The sequence below is a fragment of the Occallatibacter sp. FHG110214_02 genome (genome assembly GCF_059115385.1).
In genome coordinates this window covers 223,174-239,359 of sequence record NZ_JBZYWK010000007.1, presented here as the reverse complement: position 1 = coordinate 239,359, position 16,186 = coordinate 223,174, and the positions used below count along the sequence as shown (strand labels likewise).

Below are 16,186 nucleotides of genomic sequence, written 5' to 3'. Positions count from 1 at the left end.
AAGAGAAGGGCATCGACGCATCGCGTATCTCGGTAGCGACGGGCACTTCGGACTCGCAGACGGTGGAAGATTACCTTGTCCCAGCGGGTGCGAACTTCACCTCGGATGTCCCGGGCACGACGCCAGTGGATGAGTCGGTGGTGAAGCCGATCAAGCGCGTAGCGCTCGGCGCCAAGCCGGTCCACCACCACAAGAAGAAGTAACCTAACCCGAAACGCATCACCCCGCGAGGCTGACCTAATGGTCAGCCTCGCGGCCGTTTGAGAGGGATGGTCTAAGGCTGTCCTTGGTGGTATCTTTGAGGTGAGCAACGGAAGCCCCGCTTAGGCTGCGTGGCGCGTGAAGTGAGCAGTGGCTCCATGCGATGAGAGTTTTGTATCATTAAGATATGCAGGCAGAAACTCACTCGTCGAATAAGCAGCACTCTTTCCATACCTATGATTCAAAGCTCGAACCGATTGCTGCGAAGGTCTTTGCGGGCGAACGGCTGGGTTTTGAAGATGGCGTTGCACTCTACGGAACCAGGGATGTGCTGGCCGCAGGGTGGCTGGCGAACTATGTGCGTGAGAAGTTGCATGGCGATGTGACGTACTTCAACGTGAACCGCCATATCAATCCCACGAATGTCTGCGTGGCGGCCTGCAAGCTGTGCGCCTTTGGCCGCAAGAAGGACGACCCTGTCGGTTACACGATGGCTCTCGAAGAGGCGTGGCAGACGGCAGCCTCCGGCTATTCAGAAGCGGTGACGGAGTTCCACATTGTCGGCGGCCTGCATCCGGACCTGCCGCTTGAGTATTTTCTTGATCTGGTGAAAGGGCTCAAGGAGCGCTTTCCAAAAGTGCACGTCAAGGCCTTCACCATGGTGGAGATTGCCTTTCTTGCGCGCCGCGCCAAGCTCTCGATTGACGAAACGTTGGGGAAGCTACGAGAGGCCGGTGTGGATTCCATGCCTGGTGGCGGAGCCGAGATTTTCGCGCCGCATGTTCGCTCCATCATCTGCGATCACAAGATTGATGGCGCGGAGTGGCTGGAGACAGCGCGGCTTGCGCATAAGCACGGTTTCAAGTCGAACGCGACAATGCTTTACGGGCACATTGAGAATGATGAAGACCGCGTGGACCACCTGCTGAAGCTGCGTGCAGTGCAGGATGAGACGAAGGGCTTCCAGACATTCATTCCGCTGGCATTTCATCCAGAGAATACTCCGCTCGACCATCTGCCGGTGACGACGGGGCTTACCGATATCCGTCAGATTGCCGTGAGCCGTTTACTGCTCGACAACTTTGCGCACATCAAGGCGTATTGGCAGATGCTGACTCCGAAGATCGCACAGATTGCGCTGCGTTTTGGCGCGGATGACCTCGACGGCACAGTGATTGAAGAGAAGATTTACCACGATGCCGGAGCAACGACGCCGCAGGGTATGACGCGCAAGGAACTGACCCGCTTGATTACAGAAGCTGGCCGCGTGCCTGTCGAGCGCGATACGCTGTATCACTCCGTGACGCGTACGGAAGACAGCTTTGTCGTGGCTGTTTAAGCTAACGGAAAAGGGAAGAGAGGACGAACGATGAGCTTCGGGCCAGCCGTAATTATAGGGTTAGCCTGCGGGTTTTTCTGGGGCATTGGTTGCTCGCTGGCGATCCTCTATTCCATTTATCTCGGTGGGTATCGCAAGGGCGTAGAAGACTCGATGGCTGAAGTGAAGCCGGAGCGCTACCAGCGAGCACTCCACAAGATTGAATTGAATCGTGCTAAGACGGGGAAATAGCGGCCTTACGGCTGCCGTATCACCTCGCCGCCCTTCATTACGAAGCGAACTTTTTCGACAGCCTTGATGTCATCAAGCGGATTGCCGTCTACAGCGATAACGTCCGCGAGATAGCCGGACTTGAGCTGGCCAATCTGGTCTTCCCAGCCAAGCAGCTTTGCGCCGTTCAGCATGTCAGCCTGCAGCACAGCCAGCGGCTTCATTCCATACTCCGCCATCAGTTCCAGCTCGCGCGCCTGCGTTCCGTGCGGGAACGGTCCCACGTCCGAGCCAACAGCAAACGGCACGCCTGCGGCAATCTGCTTCTTGAACTCCGCCGCATGAAAATCGATGAGCATCTTCTCCCTGCGCGCGCCTTGCTCACTCGCCGCATGAGCAGCAAAGTATTCCTGGATGGCAAAGGTAGGCACGGCAAATATCTGCTTCTCCTTCATCAGTCGCATGGTCTCTTCGCTTAGCTGGTCCGCATGGTCAATCGAGGCCACGCCCGCTTTAGCTGCGTACAGTGCGCCCGGTTCGCCTTCGCAATGCACGCCTACTCGTGTGCCCATTCGCGCTGTTTCCGCAACGGCGGCATCCAGTTCTGCTTGCGTGTACTGGTAGTTGGAATGGAACTCCCCATGCTGCAAGCTGTCCGCGCCGGTCTCGTAAATCTTGATGAAATCCGCGCCTTCTTTCAGTTGCTGGCGAATAGTCGTAACAAGCTCCGCGGCATTGTTCGCATAGTCTGCGTTAGATGAGATATGCTCTGCCGGGTTGAAGTGAATTGCATCCTCATGCCCGCCGAGCACGCTGATAGCATTGCCGCTCACACGCATGCGCGGCCCCGGAATGATGCCCCTGTTGATTGCATTGCGCACCGCTGTGTCGGCAGAGCCTGCGCCCTCTGTGCCCATGTCACGTTCAGCAGTGAAGCCAGCAAGCAGGTCAGCCTTCGCGGCCTGCTCCGCAAGAATCACGCGCCACGGCACAGACTCCTCGACGGTCTGCAGGTCTTCCGCGCCGGGATGCAGAAAGAGATGTACATGCGCGTCAATCAAGCCGGGCAGCAGTGTGGTGTCGCCGAGGTCGATGACTTTTGCTCCAGCAGGATGCTCAACGGAAGAGCCAACAGCGCGAATGTGTTCACCGTCCACCAGAACTTCGCCCGGCGTCAGCACTTTGCCAGTCGCCACTTCCAGCAGTCGCGCTGCATGCAGAACAATCGGCGCGTGAGCCGTCTGTTGTGCAGCTAAAGACGCGGCGCACGTAAGAGCGCATGTAGACAGAAGGACGTTGCGAAGAGCGACAGAAAGTGTGGGCATAGTTATGAATATGCCGCATCTGCCTCGGCTTGTCGATAATGTTTTCGTTAGAAAGCGGCGATTCCCGTAATGTTCTGGCCGAGAATGAGCGCATGAATGTCGTGCGTACCCTCGTAGGTCTTCACGGATTCGAGATTCATCGCATGGCGCATCACGGGATAGTCTTCCGTGATGCCGTTCGCGCCAAGAATATCGCGGGCCATGCGCGCTGTTTCGAGTGCCATCCACACATTGTTGCGCTTGGCCATGGAGATGTGTTCATGGCCGACGGTACCGGCGTCTTTCAGGCGGCCGACATGCAGGCTCAGCAGTTGCGCCTTAGAGATTTCGCTCACCATCCACACAAGTTTTTCCTGCACTAGCTGATGGCTGGCAATGGGCTGATCGTGAAACTGCTTACGTAGCTTTGCGTACTGCAGCGCCGTGTCATAGCACGACATCGCTGCGCCAATCGCGCCCCAGCTAATGCCATAACGCGCTTGATTCAAGCACATGAGCGGGCTTTTTAAGCCGCCGCTTCCGGGCAGAAGATTCGATGTGGGAATATGAACATCCTGCAGCGACAAGCCGCTCGTTACTGAAGCACGCAGAGACCACTTGCCATGCACGTCTTTTGCAGAGAAGCCGGGGCGGTCTGTTTCCACAAGAAAGCCACGCACACGATTTTCTTCGTCTTCCACCTTGGCCCAGATGACGGCCACATCCGCAATCGAGCCGGAGGTAATCCACATCTTCTCGCCGTTCAGAATGTACTCATCGCCGGACTTGCGCACGGTCGTTGTCATTCCAGAAGGATTGGAACCGAAACCAGGCTCCGTGAGCCCAAAGCAGCCCAGCTTTTCGCCTTTCGCGAGCGCGGGCAGCCACGTATTTTTCTGCTCGTCGGAGCCGAAGGTGTAAATGGGATACATAACAAGCGCCGACTGCACGCTCACAAAACTGCGAAAGCCGGAATCGCCGCGCTCAAGCTCCTGCATGACGAGGCCGTATTCGACGTTCGACATCCCTGCACAGCCATAGCCCTCAAGGTTGGCGCCGAAGAAACCAAGCTCACCCATCAGAGGCACAAGTTCGCGTGGGAAACGGCCTTCGCGAAAGCAATCTTCAATGAGAGGGATGAGGTTGTCGTCTACAAACTCGCGTGCCGTCTTGCGAACAAGCAGCTCATCTTCGCTGAAGCTTGCATCGAGGTGAAGGAAATCTACGCCTTGAAATTTGAAACCCATTGCGCACCCGTTCTTATACGAAAAATGCCGAAGGCCAAGGCTAGCAGAGAGCACGGCATACGCGGAAGGTACAGTTTATTACTCCAGAAACTCCCGAACAAACTCGTCTTTGCTGTTCACCAGTTCATGCAGCGAGCCATCAAAAATCAACCGTCCTTCATTCAGCATCAGGAATGTTGTGTTGGGATCGGTCGTGCCTTCGGGCAACGGCACCATCGCATTCTTATCGGAATCAAAACGGTGCGTGCACATGGTAAACGCATCCTGCAAGCGGTGCGTTACCAGCAGCGATGGGGTCTTGTAGAAGTCGCGCTGCTTGACGATCAGTTCAATGATGGTGGTCGAGGTAACAGGGTCAAGGCCGCCGGTTGGCGAATCATAAAGCAACAGTTCAGGATGATGAATGAGCGCACGCGCAATCGCCACGCGCCGCCGCATGCCGCCGGAAAGACTGCCGGGAAAGAGCGAGAAAGTTTGCTCAAGGCCGACGAACTTCAGCGCCTCATGCACACGCGCGTCAATCTCCTCGTCCGATACTTTCTCCTGGATCAACTGGTAGGCAACGTTATCACGCACGGAGAGCGAATCAAAGAGCGCGCCTTCCTGAAAGACCATTCCTGTACGCGCACGCACAGAAAACAACTGCCGTTCCGGAAGGCCGGTAATGTTTTCGCCAAACAACGATACGCTGCCAGTGTCCGGAGTGATGAGTCCGCTTGCGGTTTTCAGCAGTACGCTTTTGCCCACTCCCGCGGGGCCAAGCAGGATGCGCGTCTCTCCGGGGGCGACAGTAAAGCTCACATCGTCGAGAACAGGCCGGCCATCAAACGAGACCGTTACGCGATGAAACTCAACTACAGGCTCGGATGACTGTGCCGCTGTTGGCGCCGGAGATGTAAGTAATTGGTCCATTAGAAGAGCGAGAGCATGATGGTGCTGACCAGGGTGTCAACGAAAATGATAAGAACGGATGCAAAGACGACAGCGCGAATAGTGGATATGCCCACGCCTTGCGTGCCACCTGAGGTTTTCATGCCATAGAAGCATCCAATGGACGCAATAATGAAACCGAAAAGAAGCGGTTTTACAAGCCCCTGCAGAATGTCCGGATAGTGCAGGAACTGGTATGCCATGGAGAAGTACTGCGTGCCGTTCTGCCCGTTCATGAAGATGGTGACAGCTGCGCCACCTAGAATGCCGCAGAAATCAGACAAGATAGTGAGAAAGAAGAGCATGATGACCGTGGACACAATGCGCGGTGTGACCAGCTTGCGCATTGGGTCCACGCCGAGTGCGCGCATGGCATCAATCTGCTCGGTGACGACCATGGAGCCGAGTTCGCTGGCCATGGAGGAAGCGTTGCGGCCGGAGACCATGACCCCGGTCAGCACGGGGCCGAGCTCGCGGATCATAGACATGGCTACGAAGCGGCCTGTGACTGCCGTTGCTCCAAACTGTGCCAGTGTGGCTGCGGATTGGATTGCGAGCACGCAGCCTGTAAAGAATCCCGCAAAGACAACGATGATGGTGGAGCCGAAGCCGATGATATCGGCTTGCTGAATAATGTCTGTCCAATAGATGGGCGGGCTGAAACAATTTAAGACAGCGCGCAGCACGAACAGGGAGTAGTCCTGCACTGTCAACACGAAGTTCTTGGCTGCCTTGTCGATTGCCTCGATTGCCATCGTATGCGTATAGTACGTGAACGTGTTGCTCTCCCTAGAGCATAGCGCATCTGGCCGCATAAGCGGGGAGATGAGACGGAAACACTCCACGCAGGTGCCTGATTTTGCAAGCCTTGCGTTTTCGTGTGAGCGTTCGCGCACTTTGGTGCATCTAATATAAGTACTAAATATCTGCGCCAGTGCGACCGACCCTGCATGGCGCTTGTATTCCATTTGTTGTATCTATTTTATTTTATGGAGGGTTGGGATGCGTTCGTTTCGTCTCCAGTTGATTCTCGCCCTTGCAGCCTGCATTACCGTGGTGTCATTGGCTTCCACGTATTTTGAGGTGCTGGCGCACAAACACATTTTGCGCGTGGAGTTGGAGCGCAGAGCGATATCGCTAGGCACTGGCATGCAGCCCATGCTGGAACAGATGTTGGCCGTGCAGCAAACGCCAACATCCGACGTATTTCTTCCGTTGCTGAATGAGTTGAATCGGCACGGTTCTGCGCTTGCCATGGCCATGTATGACGGACAGGGGCGGTTGATTGCCGCTACCGGACCGGCTGCGGCCTTGTATGCAATTCGTCCGGGCCCGATTGAAACCACGTTGAAGCGTGGAACCAATTCGTCTCTCTTCAGCCACACGGGAAGCTTTGATTGGCTGGAAGCTGTAGTGCCGTTGCACGTGGATGACAACATGGCCGGCGCGCTGGTCATCTTTGAAGATGCAAACGCTATTCGTGCGGACAGCGCCGTGGTCTGGAGTCACACTCTTTGGCGCACCTCTGCCTCAGTCTTGCTGATTGTTGGCGTTACCGCGCTGATGATTAGCTGGTTCCTGATGCGGCCTGCAAATCGTCTTGCGGAGCGCTTGCGCCGTTTGCGTTTGGGAGAAAGCGAAGAGGACGATCACACCGCTGCTCCGGAAATGAGCCTCTTCAAGCCGCTTGCGCGTGAGATGGAGACAATGACCGAAAGCCTCATTGAAGCGCGTGCTGCGGCGGCTACAGAAGCGCGTTTGCGCGATGCCGGTGAGAGTCTTTGGACCGCTGAGCGTCTGACTGCGCATGTGAGCCGCAAGACTGGCACCAGCCGCATCTTCGCTGTCTCCAATCGCGAGCCGTATATTCACATGCGGCAAGGCAAGGAAGTTGTCTGCCATGTTCCTCCCAGTGGATTGGTAACGGCAATTGAGCCAATTCTTCGCGCATGCGATGGCGTGTGGGTTGCATTTGGAAGTGGTAGTGAAGACCGCGCAACGGTAGATGAGTTCGACCGCCTGCGTGTTCCGCCCGATGATCCGCGTTACACGCTGCGCCGCGTATGGCTTTCGCCGGAAGAAGAAGCGGGCTACTATGATGGCTTTGCGAATGAAGGTCTGTGGCCACTGTGCCACATCGCGCATACGCGTCCTATCTTCCGCGCTGCGGATTGGGAAACGTATAAGTCCGTCAATCGCAAATTTGCCGATGCGCTGCTGCATGAGATGGAGGGAAGTGAAGACCCGATTGTCTTTGTGCAGGATTATCACTTTGCTTTGCTGCCGCGTATGGTGAAGAACGCACGTCCCGATGCGCGTGTGGCAATCTTCTGGCATATTCCGTGGCCCAACTCGGAAGCTTTCGGCATCTGCCCATGGCAAGCGGAGTTGTTGGATGGGCTGCTCGGTGCGGATTTGATCGGCTTCCACATTCCGCTGCACTGCAACAACTTCCTCGATACGGTGGACCGTGCATTGGAGTCACGTACCAACCGCGAGCAGATGAGTGTGCGCCGTCGCGGGCATGTAACTACGGTGCGTGCGTATCCCATCAGCGTGGCTACGGACGCAAACAAGGATAGCCGCGTTGTTCCGAGCATGGCGCTGGAAGACCTTCTGCGTCCATTCGGAGCGCATGCGGACCGCATCATTCTTGGCGTGGACCGTTTGGATTACACCAAGGGCATTGTGGAACGGCTCATGGCCTTTGAGCGGATGCTGGAAGAGCATCCGTGGCACCGCGAGCATGTGACCATGGTGCAGATTGCCGCACCAAGCCGCACGCGTATTCCGAGCTATATCGATTTGAAGAATCGCGTGGAAGAAAAAGTGCAATCCATTAACGCACGTTTTGCCACGCAGAACTGGAAACCTGTAATCCTGATTGAGCGTCAGGCAAGCCATGAAGAAGTTGCGTCATGGTATCGCGTGGCGGATGTGTGTCTTGTGACTTCGCTGCATGACGGTATGAATCTTGTAGCGAAGGAGTATCTTGCCGTGCGCAGCGATGAAGACGGCGTGCTGATCCTGAGCAAATTTACAGGAGCTGCCGTTGAGCTTCGCGATGCGCTGATTGTGAACCCGTATGACATTGATGGCGTTGCGGAAGCAATGCACCATGGACTTGAGATGGAGTATGACGAACGCAAGCATCGCATGGGGCGCATGCGCCGCCAGGTGATGGAAAACAACGTTTACCGCTGGGCTGCGTCCGTCTTAGGAGACCTGCGCGATCTCCACATTGAGAACGCGGATGGTACAACTACAGCGCCGCATGAAACAGTATTGACGCATGCGGAAGATGAGCCGCGCCGTATGAGCGCATAAATTATGGGAATTCAATAATGAGGTTGTTATGACACAAGAAACACAGGTCCGCTTGGAATGCTTCTTTGCTGGCTTTACGAAAGATATTGCTCCGCTGCTGCTGCTCGATTATGACGGAACGCTTGCTCCATTTCGCGTGGACCGCATGAAAGCGCATCCCTTCAAGGGCGTGCGCGAAGTGCTTGCCAGTATCCAGGCAGAGAGCGAGACGCGCATTGTGGTGATTACGGGCCGCCATGCGAAAGAGATTTCTCCGCTGCTGCGCGGAGTGCCTCCTGTAGTGGAGCAGCCGGTGGAAGTGTGGGGCCTGCATGGCTCGGAACGTCTGCATGCGGATGGCCGGCATGAGTTGGAGCAGCCCACGCCGGAGACGCAGCGCATGCTCGATAAGCTGCGGGAATATCTGCGGCACAATAATCTTGGCGGCGAGTTTGAAGACAAGCCCAACGCGGCAGTCATGCACTGGCGTGGAGCCTCACCGCGCACGGCTCGCTTTATTGAGCAGCGCACGCGGGAGATTTTTGGGGCATTCGCTACGCAGCCCGGCTTGAAGCTGCTGGAATTTGAGAATGGCCTTGAGTTGCGCGCCGGACGAGACAAAGGCGATGCAGTGCAGGCGTTGGCTGCGGAAGTTCCAGTAGGCACACCGATTGCGTATCTCGGCGATGACTACACAGATGAGGCAGCCTTCCGCGCAGTGAACGCATACGAGGGGCCACACCTGAGCGCATTGGTGAAACGGGAGATGCGTCAAACGGACGCTGAGGTATGGTTGCGTCCTCCTACAGAACTTCGCAGCTTCTTGAAGCATTGGCTGAGAGCAGCTCCAAAAAGCCGCGAGCAAAAACAAGCGCCTGCATTTCTGCAGGCGCTGACAAGCTGATTAGTTGTAAGTAAGAACTATTCGCGGATGCGTTTCCGAATCTCGATATTCAGGCGCTTGATCTTCTGATTCAGCGTAGAGAGCGGGATTCGGAACTGCTCTGCAGCATCGGTCTGGTTCCAGTTGCAGCGTTCCAGCTTCTCCACAATGATGCGTCGCTCAATGTCTTCAAGAATGTCGAAGAGGGAAGCGTTGGGATTGTGCTCAAGCAGTGCATCCTGAAAACTGCGGCCCGTGATGTGGCCCGGTAGCAGGTCTGAACCGATGACGGGACCGGAAGAAAGTACCACACCGCGCTCGATGGAGTTCTCCAACTCGCGCACATTGCCGGGCCACTCGTAATCAACGAGAGCGCGCAGTGCGTCGGCAGAGAGCTTGCGTTGCGGCAGACCGTTTTCATTCGAGTAGATATCGAGGAAGTGCTGTGCAAGCGGCGGAATATCCTCGCGGCGGGAGCGCAACGGCGGCAGCTCAACGGTGATGACGTTGAGGCGATAGAAGAGGTCTTCGCGGAATTTGCCTTCGCGCACTGCCTGGCGCAAATCGATATTGGTTGCGGCGATGATGCGCACATCGACTTGCATTTCCTGGATGCCGCCAAGCTGCATGAATCGCTTATCCTGCAATACGCGCAGTATTTTTGCCTGCGTGTCCATGCCCATTGTTGCGATTTCATCAAGGAAGAGCGTGCCGCCGTTGGCAACTTCAAACAAGCCCTTCTTGGAAGCAATCGCCGAAGTAAACGCGCCCTTCACGTGACCAAAGAGTGTGGACTCCAGCAGTTCCGAGGGCATGGCGCCAGTGTTGATGGGCACGAAAGGCTTGTCTTTGCGCGGCGAATTCGCATGAATCGCCTTCGCAATAAGCTCTTTGCCTGTGCCGCTCTCGCCTTGAATCAGAACCGTAGAACGGCTTGGTGCAACCTGCGCCACAAGATCGAAGATGCGCAGCATCGCTTCGCTCTTGCCAACGATGTTGGTGAAGTTGTAGCGCTGCTTGAGCGTGCGCTTGAGCTGCAGATTCTCTTCTTCTGCCTTGTGGCGCGCAACAGCGGAGCGAATGTCAGCAAGAAGCTTTTCGTTATCCCACGGCTTCTGTACAAAGTTGTCTGCACCGGCGCGAATAGCCTCGACAACGTTATCTACCGTGCCATAAGCCGTAATCATGATGACAGGGATTTCCGGATGCAGTTCCTTAATGGAAGGCAGCAGCTCAAGCCCTGTGCGTCCAGGCAGTGCAAGATCGAGCAGAATCAAGTCAAAGGTTTCAAGCTCGAGCATACGCAGGCCCTGGTCGCCATCCGGCGCCATCTTCACCGAGTACCCTTCGAGCGTCAACAGCACTTCCAGCGAGTCGCGGATGCCCGCCTCGTCATCAATCACAAGAATGCGTGCTGTAGTTGTACCCGTCGGCGTGGATGTGGAGGTGTTAAAGGGCAGATCGATTTCAGGCATGTACCGACTTCCTCATCAGGGGAAACTCAAGATGAAACGTTGTGCCGGAGCCAACGGCGCTTTCCACATGAATCTTGCCCGCGTGCTCCTGAATAATTCCGTAAGAAACGCTCAGGCCAAGGCCTGTGCCGCGCTTGCCATCCGCTTTGGGAATGGTCTTGGTCGTAAAGAATGGATCGTAGATTCGCTTGAGGTGTTCGGGTGCAATGCCGGAACCGGAATCGCTCACAATCGCTTCTACATGACCGTTGGCCAGCGTGTTTACGCGCAGACGGCCACCGCCGGGCATGGCGTCCTTCGCGTTCAACAAAAGATTGAGGAAGACTTGCTGCAGCTTGCCGGGATTGCCGTTAATCTCCGGCAGGTCATGCGCAAGCTCAAGATCCACATCAATCTGCGCTGTCTTGAACTGGTGTTCGAGAAGCGAAAGCGTATCGCGAATGACAGCGTTGAGATTTGTGGCGCGCATCTCCGTCGTTGAGGTGCGCGAGAAGTTCAGCAAGCCGTTGGCAATCTCCGCCGCGCGGAAGCTCTGCTGCGTAATCTTCGCAAGCACAGGGCTCAGCCGCTGGTCATCCTTGAGCTGCTTGGTCAGCATCTGCGCATAGCTGGAGATAACAGCAAGCGGCGTGTTGATCTCATGCGCCACACCGGCAGCCAGCAGACCAATGGAGCTGAGCTTGTCTGCCTGCGTAAGTTGCGCTTCGAGAGAGACACGCTCGGTGATGTCATCGACAAGAATGATGCGGCCCACTGAAACAAAATCACGCGACATGAGCGGAGCCACAGCAATATTCACCGTACGCGGCTCGCCAGCACGCGTAGTCAGGCGGAACTTGTAGAGATGATGCACGCCGCTCTCATTGCGGAACTGGTCGAGCGCATCCATAAACTCAACAGGGAAGACGCTGCGCAGGTCCTGACCAAGAGCCTCAGCGCGGCTCAGCGCATACATCGCTTCCATCTGCGCATTCCAGCTCTCGATGTGGTCTTCAAGGTCAATCGCAAAGATGCCCACGTTGATGGATTCAACTATGTTTTCGTTGAACTCTTTCAGACGCTCAAATTCATCAATCTTGGATTGCAGGCGGGTATAGAGGCTGGCGTTCTGCAGCGCGATTCCAATGTAGCTGGCGAGGGATTCGAGCAGCTCAACATCTTCACTTGAAAGGAAGTCACCGCCGATGGTGCGGCCAAGACCGATAACAGCAATGGTGTGCGCAACACTTCCATCTTGCACTCGACAAGGTAGGTAGTAGTTAAGATCAAGCAGCGCCGCTGTCTTGCGCTCTTCTTCCGGCAGGTGCAGGGCCTGCTGCGCATTCTCAAGGAAGATATGTGTGTGCTGATTTTCGTCGAAGTCAAGAAAGCCAAGATCCAGCGGAGAGCCGCCATTGCTCTGTGCGGTTTTTACTTCAGCTGGAAGTCCATGACTCGCAGCCAGCTTCAGTTGCCCGTTGTCCCCTGCAAGGAAGATAGCAACGCGTGAGACAAGCAGCGTGCGCGGAAGCTGTTCGACAATCGAAGCCAGCAGCGCATTCAAATCGGTTTCTGAGTTGAGGCCGCGGCCAAACTCCACAAGCGCCTTGCGATAGTCATAGCGGTGGCGGTCGAAGATGCGGTCCACCCATCCCTGGATGCGGCGCTTGAGCGGTTCAAAGAAGGCCAGCACCAGTACAACAGCCAGCGCCTCGCCGTAATCCCGAACCGCCGCAGGCAGACGGTTATGCGCAACGCCTGCAACCATGCCGACAAGTCCGAAGTATCCGCCAAGGCTGACTCCGGTGGCCAGCGTGTAAGCCACGCCGCGCTTGAAGATGAGATCCGTATCCATCAGCCGGTAGCGGATGATGGCCCAACTGAACGTCAGCGGTAACAGGATCAGCGAAAGCCCCGCCAGCCGCGTGATGATTGTGGGGATGCGCAGGTCCAGAAGGAAGGGAATTGCGTTGAGCAACGTAAACGGCAGCACCGCCAGCAGCGCACCGCGCGTGAGCCACTTGAGCTGTTGGCGCAGCAGAGGCTGGTCGGCCCTGCGATAGCTCCACAGGAACTGCGCCGCAGCCAGCAGATAAAAGAGCGCGTCGTAGGAAGTGCTTACCTGGTCCAGACGATGCGACAGCAGACCGGACGCCTGCCAGCGCGTAATAGCCCACACCCACAGCCCCAGAACAGCCGCTCCCGGCGCGTAGATGAAAGGCAGAACCCACTTGCGACCGCTCTTGCGCAAACGTTCTTCCGGAAAGCTGAGCGCAAAGTGCAGAAAGAGCGCCGGCTGCAGAGCCTCGGCAAGGTGGTTGCCACACAGAACCGTCCAGTCCAGCACGTCCAGCTTGCCGGTATACTTCAGCGCATAGAGAGCGAACGACACCAGGCAGAAGAGATAGAAGTGCATGGCTCGCGGCGCTGTCCAGCGGCGGAAGAGCACATATAAACCAATGGCCAGATAGATAAGCCCGATAACGCGCTCTGCCTCAAAGAGGCTGCGGTCCACCGGCGCGGGAATTACCGGCAGCGGCGTCTCAAACGCATAGCCGTTGCGCGTAATGGAGTAGCCCAGAGTCCCGAAAGCGCCAACGCGATACAGGGCACGTTCCAGGTCCGCCACGTGAGCTACCGGCACATGGGTTGTGAAAGTAGTGTTGTGCGAACCAGACTGCAGCCGTTCCAGCTCATCCACCTGAGCAACCGGGGCATAATCCACGTCGGTCAGCAGATCGTTCACCTGCACTCCGGCAATAGCGCCGGGGCTTCCGGGAAGAACGCGTTGCGCAATCAGGCCTGCGCCATTCGGAGCTTCGCGCCACCACACGCCGTCATCCGGCTGGGAGAAGGTGCCCTCCTGGCGAAAATTCCACACAGCCAGCAGTACCAGGGCCGCCGTAAAGACAGCCAGCAGCATCGCCTGCAGCCGGTTGGAAAGATTCGTCTCCATCGTGAGGTACCTGGACTTGCAAAAGGCCGGGGAACAACTCCCCGGAAATATCTTGGAAGCACGTTGATTGCCATGCTGCTGCAGTTACGGCAGATGGTCCGCTACGTCACGCCAATTGCTTGACACTGCACAAGATAAGGACGTTTCAAGCACGGCGTTGTTTCAGATATTTTCTCACTGCTGCGCGAAAGATGCAAAAAACAATAGGCGGTATCCGTAAAACAAGAGGCGTCTACGCAAATTGATAACGTGCGGTCCTGCTTGAAGTTGTTCCGCGAGCACCGGGGCAGCCTGTTCTTGACAGTATGGCAGTTTCTGCGACAAGAAGCGATGGAATTTTTAAGCGCCGCGAATCTTTTGGAACCGCGCATTCGTGTTTCGGATGTGAGCGCGCTGTAAACTTGGCGTAAATGTGTCCGTCTATCAAAGTGATGGCAGCTGGAACCGTACTTGAACCTATGACCACGATGGCATCGGCACAAGCGATTGCCGCAGAGGACTTCGCGCATATCGCCGCCACCTATCGTGCGCAGATTTACCGGTTCCTGCTCTCTTCCACGCGTGACGTGGATCTGGCGGAGACCCTGACCCAGGAGTGCCTGCTGAAGGCACACCGCAACTGGGCCGGTTTCCGTGGCGAATCAAGTGCGCTCACGTGGCTGATGCGCATTGCCATCAACATATTGAAGGACCACTGGCGCAACCGCCGCATGCAGTTCTGGCGGCTCACACGCACCAACGCCGTGGATGCCGACGAGGCAAGCGACTGGCTGCCGAGCCACGAAAGCTCTCCGGAGCAGCAACTGCTGGCGCGGGAACAGGTGGGCCATGTGTGGCGCGCGGTGGAGAACCTGAGCGGAAGGCAGAGAACGGTATTCCTGCTCCGCTACGTGGAAGAGATGGAGATTGCCGAGATTGCCGCAGCGACGGGACTCAGCGATGGAACCGTCAAAGCGCATCTCTCACGAGCCCTGGGACGCGTACGTACGGAACTGGGGGGCAAACGATGAGCCCGCAGTGGAGTTGGAAGAGAAACAGAGTGAGGAGCAGCAAGATGACGGAGATAGATACTAGGCACGCGGCGCAGGATTCGGAGTTGAATGAGGCATTACGGAACTTCCGCCTCAGCGTCTACGCCTGGAGCGACGCAGCCTACAGCCGTCCTCGCGCGGCGGTAACGCTGGCTCGCAATTCCATGTGGCGCGCGGTTGGCGCCTGGTCTCTCGGCTGTGCTCTTGTTGCGGGGATTGCTACAGGCGGCGTCTTTCAGTATCAGCGCAATGTGAAAGAGCAGCAAGCAGCGGAGCAGCAGCGCAAAGTCCAGCAGCAGCTGGCGGCGCATGCCAATGAAGACTCCGATACGCTGCTGGCGCATGTGGACAGCGCTGTTTCCCGCCAGGTTCCGGCTGCAATGGACCCGTTGGCCAGCCTGGTTGGTGGCGCGGAATAGCTCTCTGGGGATTCTCTGGTTACTTAGCTCTGCATTCGCAATAAGGCACTCCTGATGAGCAATCGTGACGCAGGAGAGGTGGGGATAGGACTGCGCGCTGATTGGCTTCATAACTAAAGCTGAAACAGGCAAGTCAGGCGCAACAAGTTTGTGTGATTCAGTCACACGCAGGAAAAGGGGAGAGGGAAAGATGAAATTCACAGTAATGGTTCGCACAATGCTGGGTGCAGCCGCGCTGACGGCTGCAGTAGCGGCCGGTGCGCAGGCGCCACCCGTTGGTGGAGGCCCGGGCTTCGGCGGTCACCGTCCGCCCATGGAACGCGCTTTTGGGCCGATGGGCGTACAGGGGCGCTTCTGGAACGATCCCGCGATGGTTTCCAAGCTGAACCTGACCGAGGACCAGCGCAAGAACTTCGACCAGATTTTGCAGCAGCACCGCACCACGCTCGTTGACCTGCACGCCAACCTCGAAAAGGCGGAGATTGCCCTGCAGCCGCTGATGAGCGCGGACCAGCCGGACGAAACCCACATTCTCTCGCAGATTGACGCCGTTGCCCAGGCCCGTGCCGAGCTTGAAAAGGCCAATGCGCGCTTCCTGCTGGCCATTCGCGCCAAGCTGACGCCGGATCAGTGGAAGACCCTACAGGCCACCCGCGCCGAACGCGAACAGCAGTTCCGTGAGCACATGCGCTCTGGCGCGCAGCACCGCCAGGGCCCACCGCCACAGGGTAGCCCGGATGGCCCGGCAGCGAACGGCCCCGGATTTTTCTAAAGAAACCGTAAGGGCTCTCTGCGTTCTTGTAACCTGCGGCGGGAATACTCCGTCATCCCAAGTAGCAGAGAGCATTTATACGGTTTGAAACCAGAACCGATGGCGGCGAAGGGGCTATCCCCGCGCCGCCGATT

General features: G+C 56.7%; 13 protein-coding genes and 1 pseudogene. 8 read left to right on the top strand and 6 right to left on the bottom strand.

Translation table 11 applies throughout. The annotated features are described in order from the left end of the window. The 3 genes and pseudogenes from AC5S3R_RS09115 to AC5S3R_RS09105 all read left to right on the top strand — a co-directional run. A pseudogene (locus AC5S3R_RS09115) lies at positions 1-203 on the top strand (hypothetical protein); the annotation flags it as partial. Positions 204-388: 185 nt separating this feature from the next. Continuing rightward, positions 389-1,540: an aminofutalosine synthase MqnE gene (gene mqnE / locus AC5S3R_RS09110; RefSeq protein WP_494266709.1), complete on the top strand. Its 1,152-nt coding sequence runs from the start codon at positions 389-391 to the stop codon at positions 1,538-1,540. Positions 1,541-1,570: 30 nt separating this feature from the next. Then, positions 1,571-1,771: a hypothetical protein gene (locus tag AC5S3R_RS09105; protein ID WP_494266708.1), complete on the top strand. Its 201-nt coding sequence runs from the start codon at positions 1,571-1,573 to the stop codon at positions 1,769-1,771. Between the two features lie 5 nt (positions 1,772-1,776). Here the strand turns inward: AC5S3R_RS09105 and AC5S3R_RS09100 are convergent, their stop codons facing one another. From AC5S3R_RS09100 to AC5S3R_RS09085, 4 genes are all read right to left on the bottom strand, one after another. Then, the gene (locus AC5S3R_RS09100) at positions 1,777-3,075 is read right to left on the bottom strand and encodes a metal-dependent hydrolase family protein (protein ID WP_494266707.1); all 1,299 of its coding nucleotides are present in this window, start codon (positions 3,073-3,075) and stop codon (positions 1,777-1,779) included. Between the two features lie 47 nt (positions 3,076-3,122). Then, positions 3,123-4,301: an acyl-CoA dehydrogenase family protein gene (locus tag AC5S3R_RS09095; protein ID WP_494266706.1), complete on the bottom strand. Its 1,179-nt coding sequence runs from the start codon at positions 4,299-4,301 to the stop codon at positions 3,123-3,125. Positions 4,302-4,379: 78 nt separating this feature from the next. Next, positions 4,380-5,213, bottom strand: coding sequence for an ABC transporter ATP-binding protein (locus tag AC5S3R_RS09090; protein WP_494266705.1), 834 nt, complete (start codon positions 5,211-5,213; stop codon positions 4,380-4,382). Next, complete coding sequence (locus AC5S3R_RS09085) at positions 5,213-5,986, bottom strand: MlaE family ABC transporter permease (protein ID WP_494266704.1); 774 nt, start codon at positions 5,984-5,986, stop codon at positions 5,213-5,215. Before AC5S3R_RS09085 ends, AC5S3R_RS09090 begins: the two co-directional genes overlap by 1 nt. Before the next feature lie 247 nt (positions 5,987-6,233). Between AC5S3R_RS09085 and AC5S3R_RS09080 the strand changes: the two genes are divergently transcribed. Both AC5S3R_RS09080 and otsB read left to right on the top strand, forming a co-directional pair. Further along, positions 6,234-8,558: an alpha,alpha-trehalose-phosphate synthase (UDP-forming) gene (locus AC5S3R_RS09080; RefSeq protein ID WP_494266703.1), complete on the top strand. Its 2,325-nt coding sequence runs from the start codon at positions 6,234-6,236 to the stop codon at positions 8,556-8,558. A gap of 28 nt (positions 8,559-8,586) precedes the next feature. Continuing rightward, entirely contained in the window at positions 8,587-9,441 is an 855-nt protein-coding gene (gene otsB / locus AC5S3R_RS09075) for a trehalose-phosphatase (RefSeq protein ID WP_494266702.1), read from the top strand. A 17-nt stretch (positions 9,442-9,458) separates the two neighbouring features. Here the strand turns inward: otsB and AC5S3R_RS09070 are convergent, their stop codons facing one another. Both AC5S3R_RS09070 and AC5S3R_RS09065 read right to left on the bottom strand, forming a co-directional pair. Next, on the bottom strand, positions 9,459-10,895 hold the full coding sequence (locus AC5S3R_RS09070) for a sigma-54-dependent transcriptional regulator (protein WP_494266701.1): 1,437 nt from the start codon (positions 10,893-10,895) through the stop codon (positions 9,459-9,461). Further along, positions 10,888-13,830, bottom strand: coding sequence for an ATP-binding protein (locus AC5S3R_RS09065; RefSeq protein ID WP_494266700.1), 2,943 nt, complete (start codon positions 13,828-13,830; stop codon positions 10,888-10,890). The genes AC5S3R_RS09070 and AC5S3R_RS09065 overlap by 8 nt, the downstream gene beginning before the upstream one ends. Before the next feature lie 458 nt (positions 13,831-14,288). On the opposite strand from AC5S3R_RS09065, the gene AC5S3R_RS09060 reads away from it, so the two are divergent. From AC5S3R_RS09060 to AC5S3R_RS09050, 3 genes are all read left to right on the top strand, one after another. After that, the gene (locus AC5S3R_RS09060) at positions 14,289-14,840 is read left to right on the top strand and encodes an RNA polymerase sigma factor (protein ID WP_494266699.1); all 552 of its coding nucleotides are present in this window, start codon (positions 14,289-14,291) and stop codon (positions 14,838-14,840) included. A gap of 44 nt (positions 14,841-14,884) precedes the next feature. Beyond that, positions 14,885-15,280: a hypothetical protein gene (locus AC5S3R_RS09055; protein WP_494266698.1), complete on the top strand. Its 396-nt coding sequence runs from the start codon at positions 14,885-14,887 to the stop codon at positions 15,278-15,280. A gap of 190 nt (positions 15,281-15,470) precedes the next feature. Continuing rightward, positions 15,471-16,052: a Spy/CpxP family protein refolding chaperone gene (locus AC5S3R_RS09050; RefSeq protein ID WP_494266697.1), complete on the top strand. Its 582-nt coding sequence runs from the start codon at positions 15,471-15,473 to the stop codon at positions 16,050-16,052. Positions 16,053-16,186: the final 134 nt, after the last annotated feature.

Excerpts from the sequence above, each read along its gene's own strand:
- AC5S3R_RS09105 (WP_494266708.1), top strand. The coding sequence starts at position 1,571 with ATGAGCTTCGGGCCAGCCGTAATTATAGGGTTAGCCTGCGGGTTTTTC.
- AC5S3R_RS09080 (WP_494266703.1), top strand. The coding sequence starts at position 6,234 with ATGCGTTCGTTTCGTCTCCAGTTGATTCTCGCCCTTGCAGCCTGCATT.
- otsB (WP_494266702.1), top strand. The coding sequence starts at position 8,587 with ATGACACAAGAAACACAGGTCCGCTTGGAATGCTTCTTTGCTGGCTTT.
- AC5S3R_RS09100 (WP_494266707.1), bottom strand. The coding sequence starts at position 3,075 with ATGCCCACACTTTCTGTCGCTCTTCGCAACGTCCTTCTGTCTACATGC.
- mqnE (WP_494266709.1), top strand. The coding sequence starts at position 389 with ATGCAGGCAGAAACTCACTCGTCGAATAAGCAGCACTCTTTCCATACC.
- AC5S3R_RS09095 (WP_494266706.1), bottom strand. The coding sequence starts at position 4,301 with ATGGGTTTCAAATTTCAAGGCGTAGATTTCCTTCACCTCGATGCAAGC.
- AC5S3R_RS09065 (WP_494266700.1), bottom strand. The coding sequence starts at position 13,830 with ATGGAGACGAATCTTTCCAACCGGCTGCAGGCGATGCTGCTGGCTGTC.
- AC5S3R_RS09055 (WP_494266698.1), top strand. The coding sequence starts at position 14,885 with ATGACGGAGATAGATACTAGGCACGCGGCGCAGGATTCGGAGTTGAAT.
- AC5S3R_RS09050 (WP_494266697.1), top strand. The coding sequence starts at position 15,471 with ATGAAATTCACAGTAATGGTTCGCACAATGCTGGGTGCAGCCGCGCTG.
- AC5S3R_RS09060 (WP_494266699.1), top strand. The coding sequence starts at position 14,289 with ATGACCACGATGGCATCGGCACAAGCGATTGCCGCAGAGGACTTCGCG.
- AC5S3R_RS09090 (WP_494266705.1), bottom strand. The coding sequence starts at position 5,213 with ATGGACCAATTACTTACATCTCCGGCGCCAACAGCGGCACAGTCATCC.
- AC5S3R_RS09070 (WP_494266701.1), bottom strand. The coding sequence starts at position 10,895 with ATGCCTGAAATCGATCTGCCCTTTAACACCTCCACATCCACGCCGACG.
- AC5S3R_RS09085 (WP_494266704.1), bottom strand. The coding sequence starts at position 5,986 with ATGGCAATCGAGGCAATCGACAAGGCAGCCAAGAACTTCGTGTTGACA.